The following is a 22,356-nucleotide window of genomic DNA, read 5'->3' on the forward strand; positions in this document are numbered from 1 at the left end:
TGTATGGTGGCAATAGCAAAGAGGTCACACCCGTTCCCATACCGAACACGGAAGTTAAGCTCTTTAGCGCCGATGGTAGTTGGGGGCTTCCCCCTGTGAGAGTAGGACGTCGCCATGCACATTCAAAACAGCTCAAAACGAGCTGTTTTTTTGTGTAATAAGAGAAGGTTTGAGTGGATGTGGAAACGGAAGGGCAAGAAAACAACATACATATCATTTATTAAAGCCTTATTGAGTAGGGAAGTTATTCATTTTGGCGTTCAAGTTAAAACGAAATAAATTAAATGGGCTATAGCCTTAAAAATTCATGATAGACATACACAGAAATAAGTAAGAACCATATACTATATTGACGACTAAAAGATTGGTATTAATAATTTTTAGAAAGTTGTATACAAATGTTTTTTTAGGGCAGAATAGGTATATGGAGGTGGAGAAATGGATCAACAAGACAGTTTAAAATATGGGGAAACATGTATAATTTGTTCTCATCAAAAAGAAATAGGAATTCACTTATACACTTCGTTTATTTGTTCGGATTGTGAAAAAGAGATGATTAATACAGAAACAAAAGATCCTAGCTACCATTATTACGTTCAACGTTTAAAAGTAATTACAACACCACATATACCATCTTAAAGCTAAGTAAAAAAATTGCTTAGCTTTTTTCAATGTATTTATTTCTACGGTAGTTCGGGGGTAGAATAGAAAATAAGAGAGGAAGGATTTTATGAACCAAAAATTAACCCCTTTATATACAGCGTTAAAAAACCATGTTCGGAAAAAAAGCTATTCTTTTCATGTGCCGGGACATAAAAATGGTGAAGTTGGTTGGAATAATGAAGCTTTTCGGTCTTTTTTACCTTATGATGTAACAGAGTTAAGTGGGTTGGATGATTTACATGCTCCTGAAGATGTAATTAAAAATGCAGAAAGCTTACTTAGTGATTATTATAAAACGAGTGAAAGTTATTTTTTAGTAGGTGGTAGTACAGTTGGGAACTTGGCGATGATATTAGCAACGTGTAATGAGAATGATACGGTATTTGTGCAGAGGAATTGTCATAAATCTGTGTTAAATGGGTTGAAATTAGCCAATGTAAATCCCATTTTTTTAGATCCTGAGTGGGATGAACATACCCAATCCCCTGGAGGAGTATCAGTATCTACTTTAAAAAATGCATTATCAACTTACGATGGGGTAAAAGCATGTATTTTTACGTACCCTACGTATTATGGAGTAACTTATTCCCTTGAATCGTTAATTGAGGTTGCTCATGAGAAGAATATTGTAGTACTAGTTGATGAAGCTCATGGACCTCATTTACGTTCTGAGTGCTTACCCTTATTATCTGCTATACAATTAGGAGCAGATATTGTTGTTCATTCAGCTCACAAAATTTTACCTGCAATGACAATGGGCTCTTTTTTACATATTAATAGTGACAGAGTTAGTGTAGAAGCAGTAAAAACATATCTATCTGTACTACAGTCTAGTTCTCCATCCTACCCCATTATGGCATCGCTTGATATAGCAAGAAAGTTTATCGCTAGTTTTAAAGAGGTGGACTGGAGATATACAATGGAAGAACGACAGGCTTTTCTAGAAGTATTGCAATCAATGGAAGGAATGGAGGTCATTGAATGTAATGATCCTATTAAACTGCTTCTTCGACCTATTAACACTACAGGATATGCACTTCAGAAGGCTTTAGAGCAATTTAATATATTTCCAGAATTAGCGGATCCATATCAAGTATTATTAATGGTCCCATTGTTAAGACATACTGAAGAATCATACTTAAGGAAAGCAGCTGAGGTACTAAAAAATCTACCAGCAATAAACGTACCACATGCAGTAGGTCGCACCTCATCAACTAACGCCGATAAAATAAAAGCTTTGTCAATATCATATCGAGAGGCAAAAGTGAGGAGAAAAACTTTAGTGAATCTAGAAAATACAGCCGGAAAAGTATCAGCTGAGATGGTTATCCCATACCCTCCTGGAATTCCACTTTTTATGGAAGGAGAAACGATATCAGAGGCAGCTCTTCAACAATTAAGACTATTAATAAAACAAGGAGCTCATTTTCAGGGAAATCATAAACTTGAACATGGAAAGCTATATGTATATGATTAATAACGGTAATCAAATGAAGTCAAGTGTATGTTCTGGAGGTAGGTTATGAATAAAAATGGATTATTTATTACAGTTGAAGGACCTGAAGGAGCCGGGAAAACAACTATTATACATAAAATTGAAGAATCATTAAAAAATAGTGGGTATGGTGTCATTAAAACTAGAGAGCCAGGTGGAATTAAAATTGCTGAGAAAATACGGGAGATTATATTAAATCCAGACCATACGGAAATGGACCCAAGAACGGAGGCATTATTATATGCAGCTGCAAGAAGGCAACATTTAGTTGAGAAAGTACTTCCTGCACTTGAAAAAGGGATAATTGTTTTATGTGACCGGTTTGTTGATAGCTCATTAGCTTATCAGGGGTTTGCAAGAAAACTAGGCATTGAAGAGGTATATAGTATAAATAAGTTTGCAATAGAAGAGACTTTACCTGACCTTACATTATATTTTGATATAAGTCCTGAAGAAGGTTTAAGAAGAATTAATGAAAATCAAGGACGTGAAATAAATCGGTTGGATTTGGAAGAAATAGATTTTCATCACCAAGTTCAAGAAGGGTATTTACGTTTAATCAAACGAGAACCACAAAGATTAAAAAGGGTAGATGCAAGCCAGGATCCAGATCAAGTATTAGAGGACTGTTTATCTATTATTTACCCCTTTATTAGATCATAGGATAGTCTTACAAGCTATAAACCCTAATTAAAGAGGGAATATTGATTTTTTATTGAATTAAGTTAAATAGGAATTATAACGTTGTAAACATGTGGTAAGGGCAATAATTTCTCTGTATGTTCATCTAATAACTGATATAATAAAGGGAAGATTGAGAGTAGGGGGATATCACATTCCATGAAACTTATATTAGCTATTGTTCAAGATCAGGATAGTAATAAGCTTTCTCAAGCTTTAACGAACCACAATTTTCGATCGACTAAATTAGCAAGTACAGGTGGCTTTTTAAAGGCAGGGAACACTACCTTTGTGATTGGAACAGAAGATATTCGAGTGAATAAAGCCCTTCAAGTAATAAAAGAAAACTGTCAATCAAGGGAACAGATGGTAGCTCCGGTGAGCCCGATGGGTGGCAATGCTGATTCTTATATACCTTACCCAGTTGAAGTAGAAGTAGGCGGTGCAACCGTATTTGTATTACCTGTAGACCAGTTTATTCAGTTTTAGTTTTTGTGGAGGCAACACAGATGAAAATTAACCAAGATATGAAAATTGGTTTAGATAAAATGAAGTTTGACCAAACTGAAACGAGCACTAACAGCAAATCATTTGGAACGATTGTGCAAAATAAGCAACAAAAACTTCACATGGAACAGCTCTCTAAACTACTTTTAAATGTCGAGCAGGCAGGTGGAATTCTTGCTCGCTCCCGAAATTTAAAAGACCTTTCAAAATATAAAAGTTTAGTAAAAAGGTTTATTAAAGAAACGGTGGACTTTGGAATGAGCTTGAAACACTCTCATACATGGAATCAATTTGGTGAGGGACGGAAGCTAAAAATAATAGAAACGATTGATCAAGAACTCGTTCAACTTTCAGAAGATGTTTTAAATCAAGAGAGAGAGTCAATCGATATCCTTGGACGAATTGGTGAAATTAAAGGGCTATTGATTAATTTATATACGTAAGTGAGTGAATGTATGTGACAAAAGCTTGGGAAGAGCTACAAAGTCTTCAGCCGCTTGTACTCCAAATCATTTCAAATAGTATAATGAGAGACCGAGTTGCACATGCTTATCTTTTTGAGGGGCAGCGAGGAACAGGAAAACTGAAAGCTAGTATCCTTTTTGCTAAAAGTTTATTTTGTAAAGTTTCTACAAACGGCGTTCCGTGTGACCATTGTGTTAATTGTAAAAGAATTGAGAATAAAAACCATCCAGATGTTCATATTATTGAGCCTGAGGGCTTATCTATTAAAAAAGATCAAATTCGTGCTCTTCAAGAAGAGTTTAGTAAAACAGGGGTAGAATCAACTAAGAAATTTTATATAATTGTTGATGCTGACAAAATGACTGTGAATGCGGCAAATAGTTTATTGAAATTTCTTGAAGAACCTCAATCCGATACAACAGCAGTACTTATAACTGAACAAATTCATCGAATTTTACCGACAATTATTTCAAGATGTCAAACTTTATCTTTTAAGCCGTTACCCAACTTTGTCATTAAGAAGAGACTTATTGCTGAAGGTATTTCTGATGAAGTAGCAGCGTTAGTTGCTAATTTAACTAATAATTTGGACGAGGCTTTACAGATTGCTCAAGATGAGTGGTTTGCACAAGCAAGAAAAATAGTGTTAAAATTATATGACGTTCTGAGAAAAAAGTCACTTCAAGGAATGGTTCAACTTCAAGAGAATTTTTTTCTTCATTTTAAGGAAAAACCACATATAGATCGTGCATTAGATCTTTTATTATTAATTTATAAAGACCTCTTGTATATCGGTATTAATCATGATGAATTAGCGTTTCCTGATTATAAATCGGAATGGGAAGCGCAAGCCCTTCATTTATCGACGAATCGCCTTTCAGAACAAATGACACTTGTTTTAGACGCTAAGCGAAAATTAAATGCGAATATGAATACACAGCTTTTAATGGAAGAGCTTGTGCTAAAACTACAGGGGGGATATACCTTTGTATGATGTAGTAGGAATCCGCTTTAAAAAAGCGGGTAAAATATATTATTTTGACCCAGACGGGTTGTCCATCACTAAAGACCATTATGTGATTGTGGAAACTGTACGTGGGGTTGAATATGGTAAAGTAGTGATTGAGCCAAAAAAAGTAGAAGAACATGATGTAGTACTTCCTTTAAAAAAAGTTCTTCGCATTGCAGATGATAAAGATCGGCTAATGGTTCAAGAAAATAAAAAAGCTTCGAACGAAGCATATGAGATATGTTGCGAAAAGATTGATTCACATCAATTAGATATGAAACTAGTAGATGTAGAATATACATTTGATCGTAACAAAGTTATTTTTTATTTTACAGCAGATGGTCGTGTTGATTTCCGTGAATTAGTAAAGGATTTAGCTTCAATCTTTAGAACAAGAATTGAATTGCGCCAAATTGGAGTGAGAGACGAAGCAAAAATGCTAGGTGGAATTGGTCCGTGTGGTAGAATGTTATGTTGCTCAACCTTTTTAGGCGATTTTGAACCTGTATCCATTAAAATGGCTAAAGATCAAAACCTTTCATTAAATCCAACGAAAATTTCGGGGCTATGTGGGCGCTTAATGTGCTGTCTAAAATATGAAAATGATGAGTATGAGGCAGCTAAAGCTGAAATGCCAGATGTTGGTGAGTGGCTTGAAACACCACAAGGGAAAGGTAAGGTTGTGGGGCTAAATCTACTAGAACGTGTTCTCCAAGTAGATGTTAAAGAACATGAAAGAGTGTTAGAATTTACTTTAGAAGAAATAAAAAATGGTGCCGTAATTCAAGCCACAGAGTAATGAGGTGGAAGTAGTGAATAAAAAAGAGTTCTTTGATTCAGTCAGCGAAATGGAACAACAAATTGGACAATTATATAAACAGCTAGGTGATTTAAAACAGTATCTAGCAGAAATGATTGAAGAAAATAATTCGCTTCAGCTTGAAAATGAGCATTTGCGCCGTAGACTGAAAAAAAGTACGGAGAACTCTAATAAAGTTGGCGCACAGATAGATCAACATCCCTCTTCTAAAGGAGATGAGGATAAACATGCGGATATTGGTGAAGGATATGATAATCTAGCTAGACTTTACCAAGAAGGTTTTCATATATGCAATATCCACTTTGGAAGCCCTCGAAGGGATGAAGATTGTTTGTTTTGCTTGTCGTTTTTAAATAAAAAATAACGGTAGCCTTCCTATTAAAGGAAGGCTTTTTTAAAATAAAGAAATAGAATTAAACAAATAAGGAGTTCAGAGGATGTTAAAAGGTGATGAGAGATTAGATTATTTACTAGCAGAGAATTTACGAATTATTCAAAGTCCCTCAGTATTTTCTTTTTCCATTGATGCTGTTCTGTTAGCAAATTTCGTACATGTTCCAATCCAAAAGGGGAACATTATTGATTTATGTAGTGGAAATGGAATTGTTCCTTTATTATTGAGTAAGCGAACAAACGCCGATATTTTAGGAATTGAAATTCAAGAACGTCTTTATGATATGGCAGTTAGAAGTGTTGAGTATAATGGTTTAAATGATAGGATTCAATTTTTAAAAGGAGATATAAAGGAAATACCCGCTCTTTTAGGCAGGGGTAAACACGATGTAGTAACATGTAATCCTCCATATTTTAAGACACCACAAAAGGAACAAATTAACCCAAATGAGTATTTAGCCATAGCTCGACATGAATTATTGTGTACGTTAGAAGATGTCATTTCAGTAACAGCTGCACTGCTAAAGCAAGGAGGTAAGGCTGCTTTTGTTCATCGTCCAGGTCGATTAATAGAAATTGTTACTCTAATGAAGAAATATCAATTGGAACCGAAAAAAATGCGACTTGTGTATCCGAGAATGGGAAAAGAGGCAAATATCTTATTAATAGAAGGAATAAAAAATGGAAAACCTGATTTAAGAGTTCTCCCGCCCCTTTATATTTTTGAAGAAGGAAACTATACGGAGGAAGTACAGGAGATGTTATATGGAAAATAGTCATTATTTTTATGTACTTGAATGTAATGATGGCTCTTATTATGGTGGTTATACAAATAATGTTGAGAGACGAATAAGTCAGCATAATAAAGGGAAAGGGGCAAAATACACGAGAGCAAAGCGCCCAGTGAACCTTAAGCATCTTGAGAAGTTTCAGACGAAGAGTGAGGCCTTAAGGGCAGAATATCGATTTAAACAATTAACACGAAAACAGAAAGAACATTATTTATTAAAGGAGGTTAATAAGTATGAAAACACAACGAAGCTTTCATCATCATGAAGTCGGTGAACTATACTTAGTGCCTACGCCAATTGGAAATCTGGAGGATATGACTTTTCGAGCAATTGAGATATTAAAAAAAGTAAATTGGATCGCTGCTGAAGACACAAGAAATAGCAAGAAGTTATGTAATTTTTTTGAGATAGCAACTCCGATTATGAGTTATCATGAACATAATAAAAAAGTTAGTGGAGAGAAAATATTAACAAAGCTAAGGAATGGTGAAAAGGTTGCTTTAGTAAGTGATGCCGGAATGCCTTGTATATCTGACCCAGGCTATGAGATTGTTCGACAGACATTAGAGGAAGGGTATGCAGTTATTCCTTTACCAGGTGCAAACGCTGCTTTAACGGCACTTATTGCATCAGGAATTGAACCACAACCTTTTTATTTTTATGGTTTTTTAGCTAGAGGTAAAAAGGATAAAAAAGAGGAGTTAGATAAGCTAAAATCAATTGAAGCAACTTTAATCTTTTACGAATCTCCTCATCGATTAAAAGATACACTTCATTATATAAAGGAATATTTAGGTAATCGAAAACTGGTTTTATGCAGAGAGCTAACGAAGAAGTATGAAGAATTTATAAGAGGTACTGTAGAGGATGTTATCGATTGGGTGGAGGCCACGGAAATTCGTGGTGAATTTTGTATAATCGTAGAAAAAGGAGTAGAGCAACTGGATGAGGAAACTCCTTGGTGGACAACCAAGTCTCTTGTAGAACATATAGAATATTACATACAGGAAGAACAATTTCATTCTAAGGACGCAATAAAGCAAGTAGCCCTCGAAAGGAAGCTTCCTAAAAGAGAAGTTTATAAAGCATATCATATAGAATAAAGTGAAAAAAGCTAACCCGCTATTCATGTAGGAGGTTAGCTTTTTCGTTAATTGAGGATTCCCTCAATAATGTCATTTATTTATTTAAGCTAAAAGAGGCTTGAATTTCGTTAATTAATTGTTCTGCACCTTCACGGCTAAGAATTACTTTGCCATCAGCTAATTTAATATTGTCATCAGATACTTCACCAGTAATTTGACAAGTCATATTTGGCTTATATTTCTTTAAAATAATTTTTTCGTCGTCTACGTAAATTTCTAGTGCGTCCTTTTCAGCAATTCCTAATGTACGACGTAATTCGATTGGAATAACCACTCGACCTAGCTCATCAACTTTACGAACAATACCTGTAGATTTCATAATAAAAAATTCCCCTCTCAAAATTGTTTTTATCTGAATGTGAATTATGATTCGTCATTTTTCGACATTTTCTGTCGGTAAATCTATCATACCAGTCATTCCCATATTCGTCAATAATATTATTTAAAATGATTTATAGATTTTTAGAGATCTTTTTGTTGATTTACAAGGGTTTATAAGACTATGTAAAATTTTAACAAATATATAGGGTGGATGAAGGGGATAAAATGTTTGTCGAAAAAGGGAGAAATGGCATATATATTCGACAAAAGATGACAATATCTAAACTTTTCTGATGATTGCACAAACAATCACAACAGTGGTAAGGGTATTGGTTGCAGAAAAGCTAAAATTTAGGTATATTTTGTGAAGAAAAGCGGTTAAGATGAGGATATATGTAGGATAAAAACAATTTTTATTGCTAAAGACTAAGGAGGAGACACGGTGAAAGAAAAATTAAACACCTTCTACATTACAACACCAATTTATTATCCAAGTGGAAATTTACATATTGGTCATGCTTACACTACGGTTGCAGGGGACGCGATGGCCCGTTATAAAAGAATGCGCGGCTTTGATGTGATGTATTTAACCGGTACGGATGAGCACGGGCAAAAAATTCAACGAAAAGCTGAAGAGAAAGGAATTACTCCTCAGGAATATGTTGATGAAATTGTTGATGGTATTCAAGATTTATGGAAGAAACTTGATATTTCATATGACGATTTTATACGTACAACGCAACCACGTCATAAAGTGGTTGTGGAAAAAATCTTTAAGCAGTTATTAGATCAAGGTGACATCTATTTAGATGAATATGAAGGCTGGTATTGTACGCCATGTGAATCTTTTTTTACAGAACGTCAATTAGTTGATGGAAAATGTCCAGATTGTGGTCGTGATGTTGAGAAAGTGAAGGAAGAATCATACTTCTTTAAAATGAGTAAATATGTTGACCGTTTATTAACTTTTTATAATGAAAACCCTGAGTTTATCCAACCAGAATCTCGTAAAAATGAAATGATAAATAATTTTATTAAACCAGGTTTAGAAGACCTCGCTGTTTCCCGCACTACATTCGATTGGGGAGTAAAGGTACCTGGAGATCCGAAACATGTCATATATGTTTGGATTGATGCGTTATCTAACTATATTACGTCTCTAGGATATGGAACAGATAATGATTCAAAATATAAAAACTACTGGCCTGCTAACGTCCACTTAGTAGGAAAAGAAATTGTCCGCTTTCATACAATTTATTGGCCTATAATGCTGATGGCATTGGATTTACCTTTACCAAAAAAAGTATTTGCACATGGATGGTTGTTAATGAAAGATGGGAAAATGTCCAAATCTAAAGGGAATGTTGTAGATCCTGTTACATTAATTGACCGATATGGATTAGATAGTCTTCGTTATTATCTTCTTCGTGAAGTAGCTTTTGGTTCAGATGGGGTTTTTACTCCTGAAGGTTTTGTTGAAAGAGTGAATTTTGATTTAGCTAATGATTTAGGCAACTTATTAAATCGTACAATTGCTATGATTAATAAGTATTTTCAAGGAGAAATTCCATTATACGAAGGACCTAAAGGTGAATTTGATCAACAATTACAACAAGTCAATCACCAAACCGTTGTTCAGTATGAAGAGGCAATGGAAAAGATGGAGTTTTCAGTTGCTTTAACAGCTGTTTGGCAGCTTATAAGTAGGACAAATAAATACATTGATGAAACTCAACCGTGGGTCTTAGCGAAAAATGAGGAACAAAAAGAAATACTAGGAAATGTGATGGTCCACTTAGCTGAATCACTTCGAAGAGTTGCAGTGTTATTAACGCCGTTTCTTACTCAAGCACCAGTTGAAATTTTTAAACAACTCAATATAGTAGACGAAGGTTTAAAAACATGGGATTCCTTGGATGGTTTCGGAAAGATACCTTTAGGAACTAAAATAGTGAAAAAGGGTCAACCTATTTTTCCGAGACTGGAAGTAGACGCTGAGGTTCAATACATTAAGGAACAAATGAAAGGTGAAGAAGTAATACAGCAGCCTGAAATTAAAGAAGATAAACCTGAAACAGAAGAAATTACAATAGATGATTTTATGAAGGTCGATCTTCGAGTAGCGGAAGTTCTACATGCAGAACCAGTAAAGAAAGCTAATAAATTATTAAAGATTCAATTAGACTTAGGATATGAAAAACGTCAAGTGATTTCAGGTATTGCAAAACATTATAAACCAGAAGATTTAATTGGTAAGCAAGTTATTTGTGTAACGAATTTAAAGCCTGTTAAGCTCCGAGGTGAATTATCAGAGGGAATGATTTTAGCAGGAAGTAATGATGGTGAATTAGCGTTAGCTACAGCAGACCTTCAGTTACCGAATGGTTCACAAATTAAATAAAGATGAAATAGAAAGGGTTTCACGTGAAACATTTTTCGACGTGAAACTCTTTTTTATATGGTATTCTATTTTTTCTATCAATTGAAGTCGAATAGTGAAGAATACTTACAAAGAATGAAAAGATTACCTGTTTTGTATAAATTTTATGTAGTTTAGTAAGACAATGGTAACATGAATTTGTAAATAAATTGTTACACCCATGAGATGCATGTCATATGGAAATAGATTAAACTAATTACAATCAAAAGGAGTATTGATTATGTTATTTGATACACATGTCCACCTAAATGCAGATCAATTTAATGAAGATTTGGAGGAAGTGATTCAAAGAGCAAATGAAGCAGGCGTAGAAAAAATGGTTGTTGTTGGATTTGACCGCCCTACGATTGAAAAAGCAATGGAGCTAATTGAAACCTACTCTCACATCTATGCAAGTATAGGCTGGCATCCTGTTGATGCAATTGATATGAAGGACGAAGATCTAATTTGGATTAAAGAACTTACTAATCATCCTAAAGTAGTAGCTATCGGGGAGATGGGTCTTGATTATCATTGGGATAAATCTCCAGTTGAAATTCAAAAAGAAGTTTTTCGCAAGCAAATTAGACTGGCGAAAGAAGTGAAATTACCCATTATTATTCATAACCGTGAAGCAACACAGGATGTAGTTGAGATTTTAAAGGAAGAAGGAGCTTCAGAAGTGGGAGGGATTATGCATTCGTTTAGTGGTAGCACAGAAATTGCCAAACAATGCATTGAAATGAATTTTTTCATCTCTCTTGGGGGACCTGTTACATTTAAAAACGCAAAAAAACCGAAAGAAATAGCTAGGGATATTCCTCTAGATTCTTTATTAATTGAAACTGACTGCCCTTATTTAACACCTCACCCTTATAGAGGGAAAAGAAATGAGCCGGCCTATGTGAAGCTTGTTGTAGAAGAAATTGCAAAACAAAAAGGGCTTACTTTCGATGAGGTGGCTCGTACTACAACAGAAAATGCTATAAAATTATTCGCTATAAAATGATAATAGAATTTGTCAATTATTGTTAAAGTTTGTCCTATCTATTTTGTTTTCTGTAAAGTTCTACATGGTTTATTGCTAATTTATGAGGGTTATGTCGATAGATTAAACTTTGCAAGCTATGAAAAATTATGCATAATAGGAGATACTTTCCTTTGAAAGTGAACGCATTTGACATCCGATCGATATGTCCTATATAATTCACTCCAGAAAAGGAGGCAATTTTCATGAATGTAGACAGCATGAAAAACCTGTTTTTAAAGTCTAAGAGTAATAAGAATTGGTTTATTGCCATTTCTAGTTTTGTTTTATTTGCAGCAGTTTACGGGTTTTTAATCTTTCAAAGCTCTAAACACACCATTGCGATAACAATAGATGGCGACAAAAAAGAAGTCGTTACAAATGCAGATACGATTGAGGAACTGCTAAAAGAATTAAAAGTAGAGCATGACTCTAAAGACTATGTGTACCCTGCCCTTGATAAAGAATTAACCAACAATATGAAGGTTATTTGGATGCCGGCAAAACAGGTTGAAATTGTACTTGGAAATGAAAGTAATATGGTATGGACTACTGCTACAACAGTTGAGCAGTTATTAGAAGATGAAGCGATAGAATTAAGTCAGTTTGACCAAGTAAGCCCAGCATTAACTGATTCTATTGTCAAAAATACTAAGGTAGTAGTCGAACCTGCTTTTTCACTAACCTTGATAGATGGAGGAGTGGAACAAGAGGTTTTAACAACGTCCATTACGGTTGCAAACTTTTTAAAGCAACATAAAATTACAATAGGTAATTTAGACAGAGTTAAGCCTAGTTTAGAAGCAGTAATAAAACCTGAAGATATAATTAATATAATTCGAGTTGAAGAAGCCACCGAAGAGGTGGAAGAGTTGTTAGACTATACCGTTGTGACACGAAAAGACTCTTCTTTGACGAAAGGAACGGAAAAAGTTTTACAAGAAGGACAAAAAGGAACGGTTTCTAAAACTTACGACATTGTAAGGGAAAATGGAAAAGAAGTTTCTCGTACACTTGTAAAAGAAGATATCATTACAGAGAGTGTCGATAAAATTGTCGCTGTTGGATCAAAAACCATAACGGCGCAAGCATCACGTGGGTCTTCGGAAGCTGGAGAAGAATTTTATGTAAGTTCAACAGCTTATACAGCCTCTTGTAATGGATGTTCTGGTAGGACGGCAACTGGAATTAATCTTTATGAAAACCCAGGTATGAAAATCATTGCTGTGGACCCAAGTGTTATTCCATTGGGAACAAGAGTATACGTAGACGGCTATGGCTACGCCTTAGCAGCAGATACGGGTTCAGCTATTAAAGGGAATAAAATTGATGTTTTTGTAGCATCAAAGGAAGAAGCTTATCGGTGGGGAAGAAGACAGGTAAAAATAAAAATCCTAGATTAATATATTAAGTGAGAAACAGGAGGAGTTCCTCCTGTTTTTTCTTTTACAGAGTATATAGATAAGGTAAGATATACATACTAACTTATTCAATTAATTAGACGAGAGATTATGGAAAAAAGTTTAAATATTGTGGAGGAGTTATGAAAATAAAAGAAATTATAGTTGTAGAAGGTAGAGATGACACGGTGGCTATTCAACGTGCTGTTGATGCAGATACAATCGAAACAAATGGCTCAGCAATCAATGCTGTTACAATTGAAAAAATAAAACATGCTCAAGAAAAAAGAGGAGTTATTATATTAACGGACCCTGATTATCCTGGAGAAAAAATTCGACGGAGAGTTGAGCAAGAAGTTAAGGGATGTAAACATGCTTTTATAAAAAAACAAGATGCAATGGCTAAATCGGGGAAAGGGATTGGTGTTGAACATGCTACTCCAGATGTAATCCGATTAGCTTTAAAAGACGCCTATATGATGCAGGAAGAAGTGGAAGAACTTATTAGTCAAGAAGACCTTATGACAGCAGGCTTAATTGCAGGCCCTTCAGCGAAGGAACGCCGAACTCAATTAGGTCAAAAATTAAAAATAGGCTACACTAACGGTAAACAACTTTATAACAGGCTGAAGGTTTTTCAAATAACAAAACAAGAATTTGTTACTGCTTTACAAGAGGTTTTAGAGGAGGAAAGTCATGCATAAAGATATTGCAACACCCATTCGAACCAAGGAAATACTTAAAAAGTATGGTTTTTCATTTAAGAAAAGCCTAGGTCAGAATTTTTTAATTGACCCCAATATTTTAAGAAATATCACGCACTACGCTGGTTTAGACGACCATACTGGAGCAATTGAAATTGGTCCTGGGATAGGTGCTCTTACAGAACATTTAGCAAGAGAAGCAAAAAAAGTGGTGGCGTTTGAAATTGATCAACGTCTCTTACCAATTCTAGAAGATTCGCTTTCTCCTTACGATAATGTGAAGGTAATTAATCAGGATATTTTAAAAGCTGATGTTGGAGCAATTATTGCGGAAGAATTTCAATCAGTAGATAAAATAATGGTTACGGCGAATTTGCCTTATTATATTACTACACCTATTATTTTAAAATTACTTACAGAAAACCTGCCTATTGATGGATTAGTGGTGATGCTTCAAAAAGAAGTGGCTGACCGTATATCAGCAGTGCCGGGTACGAAGGAATACGGGTCTTTGTCAATTGCGATTCAATATTATACAGAGGCGGAGACAGTGATGGTTGTGCCTAAGACGGTATTTATGCCTCAGCCTAATGTAGATTCTGCTGTTATTCAATTAACTAAGCGAAAACAACCAGCTGCTCAAGTTTTAGATGAAGAGTTCTTTTTTACCATAATACGTTCATGTTTTGCTCAAAGGAGAAAAACAATTTTAAATAATTTAGTAAGCCAACTGCCAAATGGAAAGCAAAAAAAGAATGATATTCTCTCTGCATTAAGTGAAGCAGAAGTAGATCCTGTGAGAAGGGGTGAGACGCTTTCTATACAGGAGTTTGCTAAGCTAAGTGACGCTCTATTACCTTACTTTAAATAATGTGAAAAGACCAACTGGTAGGCACGGACTCTAGTTGGTCTTCTTTTGTATTTATAGTTTTAAATATTGTTCTTATTTAAAAAAATATACATTTCTCGTTAATAAGATTCAGTTCCTGTAAAGTTTGCTTTGAACATTAAATGTTTCTTCAACAGATCAATATATAACAATGTCATTGACTTTAACCCCTATTACCCTTGCCTTTTTAGTTCTTCCCTTAAATGAAACGAGAACCCCGAAGCACCTCTTGTTTGTTGTTTGCATACGTTATAGAGATTAATTCAGTATGAATGTCCATTGGAGATGAGGAAGGTGAGCATACAGATTCAGTCAATTGTAGGTCGACGATCTTATGGTTGTGATATTCTATTTCGAGTCATTGATATTCAGAATCGACAGGGTCGTTCGTATGCAATACTGTATGGGGAAGATTATCGTTTAATTGCGGATGCCCCCTTTGAAGATTTAATCCAAGTAGATGCTAGACTCCAACGAAAGATCTCTGAGCAATTTGAATCATTAGAAAAGCAGTCTTTACAGCTTTTTCGTCAAGATATAGATCTTATTCATGAAAAACAAGAATATCAGTCTTCAAATGCATATGTAGAAAATTATCAATTTTTTCAAGTTCCAGGTAGAGTTCTTCATTTAGATGGAGATTCTTCTTATTTGAAAAAGTGTACAGCACTCTATGAGAAAATAGGCGTACCTGTATATGGAGTGCATTGTGATGAAAAGGAGATGCCCAATAAAATAGCATCATTTATAGATCATTACCGACCAGATATTATGGTAATAACAGGTCATGATGCTTATTCAAAGGCGAAAGGGAAGAAATCAGATATAAATGCTTATCGACATTCTAAGTATTTTGTCGAAACGGTTATAGAAGCAAGAAGAAAAATACCACATCGTGATCAGTTAGTTATTTTTGCTGGCGCATGTCAATCTCATTTTGAATCGCTTATTCATGCGGGAGCTAATTTTGCTAGTTCACCTTCTCGAGTAAATATTCACGCGTTAGATCCGGTTTATATTGTTGCGAAGGTTGCGTTTACCCCTTTTGTAGATTCCGTCAATGTATGGGACGTTTTAAGAAATACATTAACAGGTGAAAAGGGCTTAGGAGGTGTGGATACAAAAGGAGTTCTTCGAACGGGAATGCCATTTCGCCCGGTTATGGATGAGGAATAAGAGCCGTTAATGAGCAATCATTTCGGCTTTTATACATACTCTAAAAAAAATAGGGCAAGATAGTTATACGAGCAAATGTAGAAAAATACATAATTTTGTTGAACAAAAAACATTGACAAGACCGAAATATTCTTGTTAAAATAATTTATTTGTTTGACGTTTATTACGTATTATGGTATAGTAAAAATAGTGAGGTGGAGCGAAATGCCAAAAACTCTTGGTGATATAAAAAAAGCACTTGATTCAAACCTTGGAAAACGATTGATGCTAAAGGCGAATGGTGGACGTAGAAAAACAATAGAACGTTCTGGTGTCTTAACAGAGACGTATCCAGCTGTCTTTGTAGTTGAACTAGATCAAGAAGAAAATGCTTTCGAAAGAGTTTCTTACAGCTATGCCGATGTACTAACTGAAACAGTTGAACTTACCTTTTATGATGATACAACAAGATCGATTGCTTTAAATTAGCAGTAGACAACAGGTTTACTGCTTTTTATTTTGTTTAAAAGAGGAATGGGAGTTATACGATAGTGGAATGCTTAGCATACGCGGCACCTTTAGGAGGGTTTGTATGACTCGAAGAAAAGGCATTATGTCAATGGCACTCAAAGAGGAACTAGCTAAAGAGTTAGGAATTTATGAAATTGTTCAAAAAGATGGTTGGGGCGGTATTACATCTAGAGATGCAGGAAATATGGTTAAATTGGCCGTAAAGCATGCACAAGACCACGTGATGAATTCCAATAAGTGATTAGCTTTTTAGCACATCGAGAAAAGGTAATCCGTTGTTCTATGAATGTTTAATATAATGTATTAAAGTGCCGCTGGGGTCGTGAGAGTTTTCTCTTGACCCCTTATTTATTTTTATTATTTGTTTTGTTATCTTACATGTTAAAGGAATGAAACAAAATGTGATAAAATAGACGGAACAGATTTTATCTTAAAGTAGGTGGACGATATGAAGCTTATGGTGAAAGCACCAGCAAAGATTAATTTATCATTAGATGTTTTACATAGACGGTCAGATGGATTTCATGAAGTCGAAATGGTAATGACAACAATTGATTTAGCGGATCGGATTGAACTAGAGCCATTATCAAATAATCAAATTTCGATTTTATCTCAAAATCGATTTGTACCAGATGATAAGAGGAACTTAGCATATCAGGCTGCTCAATTATTAAAGGAACGATTTCAGATAAAGCAAGGGGTAGCCATTTCAATAGATAAAATGATTCCAGTCGCAGCTGGATTAGCAGGAGGGAGTAGTGACGCAGCTGCCACCCTTAGAGGATTAAATGAACTTTGGGAACTAGGGTTATCATTAGATGAACTAGCGGAATTAGGAGCAGAGATCGGTTCAGATGTTTCCTTCTGTGTATATGGTGGTACAGGGTTAGCAAATGGAAGAGGGGAAAAAATAACTCATTTACCTGCCCCGCCTAATTGTTGGGTTATTCTTGCTAAACCTTCTCTAGGCGTGTCAACAGCAGATGTATATCGAAACCTTAACTTAAATAAAGTTGAGCATCCAAATATTTCAGAGATGGTTCACGCTCTTCAGAATGCTGATTATAAAGAAATGTGTAAGAGTATAGGAAATGTTTTGGAAAGTGTTACGCTGACGATGTGTCCGGAGGTTGCTCAAATAAAAGAACAGATGGAACGATTTGGGGCTGATGCGGTATTAATGAGTGGAAGTGGTCCGACGGTATTTGGGCTAGTAGAACATGAATCAAGAATTCCTAGAATATACAATGGGTTAAGAGGGTTTTGTGATCAGGTATTTGCTGTTCGTATGTTAGGCGATCGTTTTCCTCTTGTATAAATCCGTACAATGGTGTTATATTATCTATAATTATTCGGATTTAATGAGGAGTGGAAAAATGAAATTTAAACGTAGCGAGCGTTTAATCGATTTGACGCATTTTATCGTTGAAAATCCTAATCATATTGTTCCGTTAACTTTTTTTGCAGAGCGTTATCAATCGGCTAAATCTTCTATCAGTGAGGATTTAGCTATTATTAAACAAACCTTTGAGCAACGTGGAATTGGAACGTTACAAACAGTTCCAGGTGCTGCTGGTGGTGTCAGGTTCATTAGTCGTGTTCAAGAAAATGATGCAAAAGAAATTGTAAAGGAATTGTGTGAAAGGTTAGCTAGTGCAGACCGACTACTTCCCGGTGGATATTTGTTTATGACTGATTTACTAGGAAACCCATCGATTATGAACAAGGTCGGCAAGTTGTTAGCGTCTGCTTTTGCTGAAAAAGAGATTGATGTAATTATGACAGTAGCGACAAAGGGTATCCCCATTGCGCATGCAATTGCAAACCACCTTAATGTGCCTGTCGTCATTGTACGTCGTGATAGTAAAGTAACGGAAGGACCTACCGTTAGTATTAACTATGTTTCTGGTTCTTCTAAACGTATTCAAACCATGGTGTTGTCAAAAAGAAGTTTAAAAGAAGGTTCGAGAGTATTGATTGTGGATGATTTTATGAAAGCAGGCGGAACCGTCCACGGCATGATTAACTTATTAGAGGAATTTTCTGCAACTGTGGCAGGAATAGCTGTATTAATGGAGTCTGAAAATGCGAGTGAACGTTTGGTAAGTGATTACATTTCTCTTGTTAAGCTTTCAAACGTTGATGAGCGTGAAAAAAGAATTAATGTATTTGAAGGAAATTATTTCGACTCAAACCTTTCGTTTTTATAAGGAGGAATATGCTATATGAGAATTGTATCAACTAAGGACGCTCCCGCTGCTATTGGACCCTACTCTCAAGGAGTTATTGTTAACAATATTTTTTATAGCTCAGGCCAAATCCCATTAACAGCTGACGGGGAACTTGTTCAGGGAGATATTACTATTCAAACGCACCAAGTATTTAAAAATTTACAAGCGGTTCTAAAAGAAGCGGGTGCCTCTTTAGAATCGGTCGTTAAGGCAACAGTCTTCCTGAAGAAAATGGATGATTTTTCTCTCGTAAATGAAGTTTATGCAGAGTATTTTCATACCCATAAGCCAGCCCGTTCTTGCGTAGAGGTATCTCGTTTACCGAAAGACGTAGATGTTGAAATAGAAGTTATTGCTTTAATTAAATAAAAAAACAAAAGGCTACCTTTCTCAATCCATTTGAAGGTAGTCTTTTTCATAGTAGTGCCACTATGAAAAAAATAATAGATTGTTTAATAGCAAAAAAATGACCGATTTACCGTATTAAGGTAAACTTTTTTAATTTTTTTACTTTTTAAGAAGGATAATGTATTTTTTTATGGAATATAGTAATAGACTTTTCAACTAGGGAAAAAGGTGGTGAACAGAGTGGAAGTAACTGACGTAAGATTACGCCGTGTAAATACTGACGGTCGCATGCGCGCTATTGCATCAATTACATTAGATAATGAATTTGTTATTCATGATATCCGTGTAATTGATGGGAATAATGGCTTATTTGTGGCAATGCCTAGTAAGCGTACTCCAGATGGAGAATTCCGTGATATTGCTCATCCGATTAATTCAACCACGCGTGGTAAAATCCAAGATGCTGTTCTTGCGGAGTATCATCGTTTAGGAGAGCTAGAAGAGATGGAACTTGAAGAAGCTGGCGCATCCTAAAAGAATAGTAACAACTAGAGCCTACTTCAAAAGTAAGGCTCTTTTTTTATAATATACCTCTCTTGTAAGCATGAGCGAAGTCCAAAAGATCCTTAGCACTATCCTCCTCATCCTTATTCTTAAACCATAATCCTTCTTTAATCTCTATCATCTTTTCAGGTATATCCTCTTAATCCCTCTTCCATTACTTTCATTGTATTCTTTCATTCATATCTAATGTATTTTCAATTCTTGTTCTGTTACTTGACAATTTCATGTATATTATTATGTTATCTTGAAATGGATGACTATTTAAGATATAGTCGATATGGGTAAAAAGGTAAACTGGGGGCTGTTAAATGAATAAACGCTATGCAGTAATATTGGCAGCAGGTCAAGGAACAAGAATGAAGTCAAAATTATATAAAGTTTTACATCCTGTATGTGGTAAACCGATGGTAGAACATGTAATGAATCAAATTTCTGATCTGCAAATTAACCAAACGGTAACGATTGTTGGTCATGGAGCTGAGGAGGTTCAGTCCCACCTTGAAGGTCGTAGCTTATTTGCATTTCAAGAAGAGCAACTAGGTACAGCTCATGCTGTTATGCAAGCAGAAGCAATATTGGGAGAAAAAGACGGAGTTACGCTAGTCGTTTGCGGAGATACCCCTTTGATTAAATCACAAACCATAGAAGCACTTTTAAAACATCATGTAGAGGTAGATGCAAAAGCTACAATTTTAACTAGCTATGCAGATAATCCAACCGGTTATGGCAGAATTCTTCGTGATGGTCAAGGGCTTGTTGAACGAATTGTAGAAGAAAAGGATGCATCGACTCAGGAGAAAGCTGTAAACGAAATTAATACAGGTACGTATTGTTTTGACAATAAGCTCCTGTTTGAAGCGTTAAAAAGAGTTTCTAATGATAATGTACAAGGAGAATATTATTTACCTGATGTCATTGAAATTCTTCAATCTCAAGGAGAGGTTGTCAGTGCATACCAAACGGATGATTTTGAGGAAACTTTAGGGGTTAATGACCGAGTTGCGCTAGCTCAAGCAGAAATCATTATGAAAAGCAGAATTAATGAAGAGCATATGCGAAAAGGTGTTACAATCATTGATCCCAACAATACGTATATTGGCCCTGATGTGAAAATCGGTCGTGATACTATTATATATCCAAATACAACAATTTCTGGGGAATGTGTCATAGGGGAAGATTGTCAAATTGGACCTGGAACAGAAATTAATCATTCATTGATTGAGAATGAAACGGTTATACAACAATCGGTTGTACGCTATAGTAAGATTGGCAATAATGTTGTTATAGGTCCATTTGCACATATTCGACCGGATTCGGTTATTAATAATAAAGCTAAGATTGGAAACTTTGTTGAAATTAAAAAGTCAATAATTGGTCAAGGAAGTAAGGCGAGCCATTTAAGTTATATTGGTGATGCAGAAGTAGGTTCTAATGTGAACCTAGGTTGTGGTTCGATTACTGTAAATTATGATGGTAAGCAAAAATACCTTACAAAGATAGAAGATGATGTTTTTGTAGGGTGCAACTCAAACCTTGTCGCACCAGTTACAATTAGTAAAGGGGCTTACGTTGCTGCAGGTTCAACCATTACTGAGGACGTCCCTGAAGAAGCTTTGTCGATTGCAAGGTCTCGTCAAGTCAATAAAAATAATTATGTGAAAAACTTGAACATAAAGAAATAAGTGGAGGTTCGACATGACTAACCAGTATCCAAACTCGAAATTAAAAATCTTTTCCCTTAATTCAAACGTTGCTTTGGCGCAACAAATTGCAGATGTAGTAGGAGTAAACTTAGGAAAATCATCAGTGAAGCGTTTTAGTGATGGTGAAATTCAGATTAACATTGAGGAAAGTATTCGTGGTTGTGATGTGTTTGTTATTCAATCCACAAGTACTCCAGTTAACGAAAATCTTATGGAATTATTAATTATGGTAGATGCACTAAAACGAGCTGCTGCCAAAACCATTAACATTGTAATGCCTTATTATGGATATGCACGTCAAGATCGTAAAGCGAGGGCGCGTGAGCCAATTACGGCGAAGCTAGTAGCTAATCTCTTAGAAACAGCAGGTGCTACACGAGTGATTACATTAGATCTTCACGCTCCTCAAATACAAGGGTTCTTTGATATTTTAATTGACCATTTAATGGGAGTACCTATTTTGGCAGAGTATTTCGAAGAAAATGGTTTTAAAGATGAAGATATTGTGATTGTCTCTCCTGACCACGGTGGAGTAACGAGAGCACGTAAGCTGGCAGAAAGACTAAAAGCACCGATTGCTATTATTGATAAACGTCGTCCGAAGCCAAATGTTGCTGAAGTAATGAATATTGTTGGTAATATTGAAGGGAAAAAAGCGGTACTTATTGATGATATCATTGATACAGCTGGTACGATTACACTTGCAGCTAATGCTCTTGTAGAGAATGGTGCTAAAGAAGTGTATGCTTGTTGTACACACCCTGTTCTCTCTGGACCAGCTATTGAGCGGATTCAAAATTCTAAGATTAAGCAGCTTGTTGTGACCAACTCCATCGTTTTAAATGAAGACAAAATGATTGATAAAGTTGTTCAACTTTCAGTTGCACCTTTAATTGGAGAAGCAATTATACGTGTATTTGAACAACAATCTGTTAGTACTTTATTTGATTAAAGAAAAAGACCTACCAGATGGGTTCTGCACCCCAAAAGTTAGAGTTAAAAACTAATTTTTGGGGTGTTTTTGTATGGCAAAATATAGTGACGATTTAAAATTAACCATTGTTAAAGAATATCTAGAAGGACCAATGGGATTTA

General features: G+C 35.3%; 26 protein-coding genes and 1 rRNA gene. 26 read left to right on the forward strand and 1 reads right to left on the reverse strand.

The window, feature by feature from the left end; all coding sequences use genetic code 11:
- Positions 1 to 2: 2 nt before the first annotated feature.
- From rrf to rsmI, 12 genes are all read left to right on the forward strand, one after another.
- Positions 3 to 118, forward strand: a 5S ribosomal RNA gene (rrf, locus tag WAK64_RS21610).
- Positions 119 to 438: 320 nt separating this feature from the next.
- Complete coding sequence (locus WAK64_RS21615; protein WP_336589042.1) at positions 439 to 639, forward strand: sigma factor G inhibitor Gin; 201 nt, start codon at positions 439 to 441, stop codon at positions 637 to 639.
- 91 nt (positions 640 to 730) lie between these two features.
- The gene (locus WAK64_RS21620) at positions 731 to 2,140 is read left to right on the forward strand and encodes an aminotransferase class I/II-fold pyridoxal phosphate-dependent enzyme (protein WP_336589043.1); all 1,410 of its coding nucleotides are present in this window, start codon (positions 731 to 733) and stop codon (positions 2,138 to 2,140) included.
- Positions 2,141 to 2,185: 45 nt separating this feature from the next.
- Complete coding sequence (tmk, locus tag WAK64_RS21625; RefSeq protein ID WP_336589044.1) at positions 2,186 to 2,821, forward strand: dTMP kinase; 636 nt, start codon at positions 2,186 to 2,188, stop codon at positions 2,819 to 2,821.
- 177 nt (positions 2,822 to 2,998) lie between these two features.
- Positions 2,999 to 3,328 (forward strand): cyclic-di-AMP receptor, encoded by a 330-nt coding sequence (locus tag WAK64_RS21630; protein WP_336589045.1) that lies wholly within the window; start codon positions 2,999 to 3,001, stop codon positions 3,326 to 3,328.
- Between the two features lie 20 nt (positions 3,329 to 3,348).
- Positions 3,349 to 3,789: a YaaR family protein gene (locus tag WAK64_RS21635; protein ID WP_336589046.1), complete on the forward strand. Its 441-nt coding sequence runs from the start codon at positions 3,349 to 3,351 to the stop codon at positions 3,787 to 3,789.
- Between the two features lie 14 nt (positions 3,790 to 3,803).
- The gene (gene holB / locus WAK64_RS21640; protein ID WP_336589047.1) at positions 3,804 to 4,805 is read left to right on the forward strand and encodes a DNA polymerase III subunit delta'; all 1,002 of its coding nucleotides are present in this window, start codon (positions 3,804 to 3,806) and stop codon (positions 4,803 to 4,805) included.
- The gene (locus WAK64_RS21645; RefSeq protein WP_336589048.1) at positions 4,798 to 5,619 is read left to right on the forward strand and encodes a PSP1 domain-containing protein; all 822 of its coding nucleotides are present in this window, start codon (positions 4,798 to 4,800) and stop codon (positions 5,617 to 5,619) included. Before holB ends, WAK64_RS21645 begins: the two co-directional genes overlap by 8 nt.
- A 13-nt stretch (positions 5,620 to 5,632) precedes the next feature.
- Positions 5,633 to 6,004: a DNA replication initiation control protein YabA gene (gene yabA / locus WAK64_RS21650; protein WP_336589049.1), complete on the forward strand. Its 372-nt coding sequence runs from the start codon at positions 5,633 to 5,635 to the stop codon at positions 6,002 to 6,004.
- A 73-nt stretch (positions 6,005 to 6,077) separates the two neighbouring features.
- Positions 6,078 to 6,809, forward strand: coding sequence for a tRNA1(Val) (adenine(37)-N6)-methyltransferase (locus WAK64_RS21655; RefSeq protein ID WP_336589050.1), 732 nt, complete (start codon positions 6,078 to 6,080; stop codon positions 6,807 to 6,809).
- Positions 6,799 to 7,089 (forward strand): GIY-YIG nuclease family protein, encoded by a 291-nt coding sequence (locus WAK64_RS21660; RefSeq protein WP_336589051.1) that lies wholly within the window; start codon positions 6,799 to 6,801, stop codon positions 7,087 to 7,089. The genes WAK64_RS21655 and WAK64_RS21660 overlap by 11 nt, the downstream gene beginning before the upstream one ends.
- On the forward strand, positions 7,058 to 7,927 hold the full coding sequence (gene rsmI / locus WAK64_RS21665) for a 16S rRNA (cytidine(1402)-2'-O)-methyltransferase (protein ID WP_336589052.1): 870 nt from the start codon (positions 7,058 to 7,060) through the stop codon (positions 7,925 to 7,927). Before WAK64_RS21660 ends, rsmI begins: the two co-directional genes overlap by 32 nt.
- A gap of 76 nt (positions 7,928 to 8,003) precedes the next feature.
- Here the strand turns inward: rsmI and WAK64_RS21670 are convergent, their stop codons facing one another.
- Positions 8,004 to 8,288, reverse strand: a complete 285-nt coding sequence (locus WAK64_RS21670; RefSeq protein ID WP_336589053.1) for an AbrB/MazE/SpoVT family DNA-binding domain-containing protein — start codon at positions 8,286 to 8,288, stop codon at positions 8,004 to 8,006.
- A 444-nt stretch (positions 8,289 to 8,732) separates the two neighbouring features.
- Here WAK64_RS21670 and metG point away from each other — a divergent pair, with 444 nt between their 5' ends.
- From metG to WAK64_RS21740, 14 genes are all read left to right on the forward strand, one after another.
- Positions 8,733 to 10,691: a methionine--tRNA ligase gene (gene metG, locus WAK64_RS21675; protein ID WP_336589054.1), complete on the forward strand. Its 1,959-nt coding sequence runs from the start codon at positions 8,733 to 8,735 to the stop codon at positions 10,689 to 10,691.
- Between the two features lie 259 nt (positions 10,692 to 10,950).
- Entirely contained in the window at positions 10,951 to 11,718 is a 768-nt protein-coding gene (locus WAK64_RS21680; protein WP_336589055.1) for a TatD family hydrolase, read from the forward strand.
- Positions 11,719 to 11,942: 224 nt separating this feature from the next.
- A complete protein-coding gene (locus tag WAK64_RS21685) occupies positions 11,943 to 13,139 on the forward strand; it encodes a ubiquitin-like domain-containing protein (RefSeq protein ID WP_336589056.1) in 1,197 nt (398 codons plus the stop codon).
- 140 nt (positions 13,140 to 13,279) lie between these two features.
- Complete coding sequence (rnmV, locus tag WAK64_RS21690; RefSeq protein ID WP_336589057.1) at positions 13,280 to 13,840, forward strand: ribonuclease M5; 561 nt, start codon at positions 13,280 to 13,282, stop codon at positions 13,838 to 13,840.
- On the forward strand, positions 13,833 to 14,711 hold the full coding sequence (gene rsmA / locus WAK64_RS21695) for a 16S rRNA (adenine(1518)-N(6)/adenine(1519)-N(6))-dimethyltransferase RsmA (RefSeq protein ID WP_336589058.1): 879 nt from the start codon (positions 13,833 to 13,835) through the stop codon (positions 14,709 to 14,711). Before rnmV ends, rsmA begins: the two co-directional genes overlap by 8 nt.
- 312 nt (positions 14,712 to 15,023) lie before the next feature.
- On the forward strand, positions 15,024 to 15,905 hold the full coding sequence (gene yabG / locus WAK64_RS21700; protein WP_419465980.1) for a sporulation peptidase YabG: 882 nt from the start codon (positions 15,024 to 15,026) through the stop codon (positions 15,903 to 15,905).
- A gap of 204 nt (positions 15,906 to 16,109) precedes the next feature.
- Entirely contained in the window at positions 16,110 to 16,373 is a 264-nt protein-coding gene (gene veg / locus WAK64_RS21705) for a biofilm formation stimulator Veg (RefSeq protein WP_336589060.1), read from the forward strand.
- Positions 16,374 to 16,476: 103 nt separating this feature from the next.
- Positions 16,477 to 16,656, forward strand: coding sequence for a small, acid-soluble spore protein, alpha/beta type (locus tag WAK64_RS21710; protein WP_336589061.1), 180 nt, complete (start codon positions 16,477 to 16,479; stop codon positions 16,654 to 16,656).
- Between the two features lie 207 nt (positions 16,657 to 16,863).
- Positions 16,864 to 17,733, forward strand: a complete 870-nt coding sequence (gene ispE, locus WAK64_RS21715) for a 4-(cytidine 5'-diphospho)-2-C-methyl-D-erythritol kinase (protein ID WP_336589062.1) — start codon at positions 16,864 to 16,866, stop codon at positions 17,731 to 17,733.
- 58 nt (positions 17,734 to 17,791) lie between these two features.
- Complete coding sequence (purR, locus tag WAK64_RS21720; protein ID WP_336589063.1) at positions 17,792 to 18,625, forward strand: pur operon repressor; 834 nt, start codon at positions 17,792 to 17,794, stop codon at positions 18,623 to 18,625.
- A 15-nt stretch (positions 18,626 to 18,640) separates the two neighbouring features.
- Positions 18,641 to 19,015 carry a RidA family protein gene (locus tag WAK64_RS21725; RefSeq protein WP_336589064.1) on the forward strand — a complete coding sequence of 125 codons (375 nt, stop codon included), beginning with the start codon at positions 18,641 to 18,643 and terminating at the stop codon, positions 19,013 to 19,015.
- 219 nt (positions 19,016 to 19,234) lie between these two features.
- Positions 19,235 to 19,528, forward strand: coding sequence for a septation regulator SpoVG (spoVG, locus tag WAK64_RS21730; protein ID WP_336589065.1), 294 nt, complete (start codon positions 19,235 to 19,237; stop codon positions 19,526 to 19,528).
- Between the two features lie 338 nt (positions 19,529 to 19,866).
- Positions 19,867 to 21,240, forward strand: coding sequence for a bifunctional UDP-N-acetylglucosamine diphosphorylase/glucosamine-1-phosphate N-acetyltransferase GlmU (gene glmU / locus WAK64_RS21735; RefSeq protein WP_336589066.1), 1,374 nt, complete (start codon positions 19,867 to 19,869; stop codon positions 21,238 to 21,240).
- Between the two features lie 13 nt (positions 21,241 to 21,253).
- A complete protein-coding gene (locus tag WAK64_RS21740) occupies positions 21,254 to 22,213 on the forward strand; it encodes a ribose-phosphate diphosphokinase (RefSeq protein ID WP_336589067.1) in 960 nt (319 codons plus the stop codon).
- Positions 22,214 to 22,356: the final 143 nt, after the last annotated feature.

It is taken from the genome of Bacillus spongiae (assembly GCF_037120725.1).
GTDB classification, from domain to species: domain Bacteria; phylum Bacillota; class Bacilli; order Bacillales; family Bacillaceae_K; genus Bacillus_CI; species Bacillus_CI spongiae.

Bases quoted from the DNA above. Each gene is read 5' to 3' on its own strand.
- WAK64_RS21615 (WP_336589042.1), top strand. From the start codon at position 439: ATGGATCAACAAGACAGTTTAAAATATGGGGAAACATGTATAATTTGT.
- WAK64_RS21620 (WP_336589043.1), top strand. From the start codon at position 731: ATGAACCAAAAATTAACCCCTTTATATACAGCGTTAAAAAACCATGTT.
- tmk (WP_336589044.1), top strand. From the start codon at position 2,186: ATGAATAAAAATGGATTATTTATTACAGTTGAAGGACCTGAAGGAGCC.
- WAK64_RS21630 (WP_336589045.1), top strand. From the start codon at position 2,999: ATGAAACTTATATTAGCTATTGTTCAAGATCAGGATAGTAATAAGCTT.
- WAK64_RS21635 (WP_336589046.1), top strand. From the start codon at position 3,349: ATGAAAATTAACCAAGATATGAAAATTGGTTTAGATAAAATGAAGTTT.
- WAK64_RS21655 (WP_336589050.1), top strand. From the start codon at position 6,078: ATGTTAAAAGGTGATGAGAGATTAGATTATTTACTAGCAGAGAATTTA.
- WAK64_RS21660 (WP_336589051.1), top strand. From the start codon at position 6,799: ATGGAAAATAGTCATTATTTTTATGTACTTGAATGTAATGATGGCTCT.
- rsmI (WP_336589052.1), top strand. From the start codon at position 7,058: ATGAAAACACAACGAAGCTTTCATCATCATGAAGTCGGTGAACTATAC.
- WAK64_RS21670 (WP_336589053.1), bottom strand. From the start codon at position 8,288: ATGAAATCTACAGGTATTGTTCGTAAAGTTGATGAGCTAGGTCGAGTG.
- WAK64_RS21680 (WP_336589055.1), top strand. From the start codon at position 10,951: ATGTTATTTGATACACATGTCCACCTAAATGCAGATCAATTTAATGAA.
- WAK64_RS21685 (WP_336589056.1), top strand. From the start codon at position 11,943: ATGAATGTAGACAGCATGAAAAACCTGTTTTTAAAGTCTAAGAGTAAT.
- rnmV (WP_336589057.1), top strand. From the start codon at position 13,280: ATGAAAATAAAAGAAATTATAGTTGTAGAAGGTAGAGATGACACGGTG.
- rsmA (WP_336589058.1), top strand. From the start codon at position 13,833: ATGCATAAAGATATTGCAACACCCATTCGAACCAAGGAAATACTTAAA.
- veg (WP_336589060.1), top strand. From the start codon at position 16,110: ATGCCAAAAACTCTTGGTGATATAAAAAAAGCACTTGATTCAAACCTT.
- WAK64_RS21710 (WP_336589061.1), top strand. From the start codon at position 16,477: ATGACTCGAAGAAAAGGCATTATGTCAATGGCACTCAAAGAGGAACTA.
- ispE (WP_336589062.1), top strand. From the start codon at position 16,864: ATGAAGCTTATGGTGAAAGCACCAGCAAAGATTAATTTATCATTAGAT.
- purR (WP_336589063.1), top strand. From the start codon at position 17,792: ATGAAATTTAAACGTAGCGAGCGTTTAATCGATTTGACGCATTTTATC.
- WAK64_RS21725 (WP_336589064.1), top strand. From the start codon at position 18,641: ATGAGAATTGTATCAACTAAGGACGCTCCCGCTGCTATTGGACCCTAC.
- glmU (WP_336589066.1), top strand. From the start codon at position 19,867: ATGAATAAACGCTATGCAGTAATATTGGCAGCAGGTCAAGGAACAAGA.
- WAK64_RS21740 (WP_336589067.1), top strand. From the start codon at position 21,254: ATGACTAACCAGTATCCAAACTCGAAATTAAAAATCTTTTCCCTTAAT.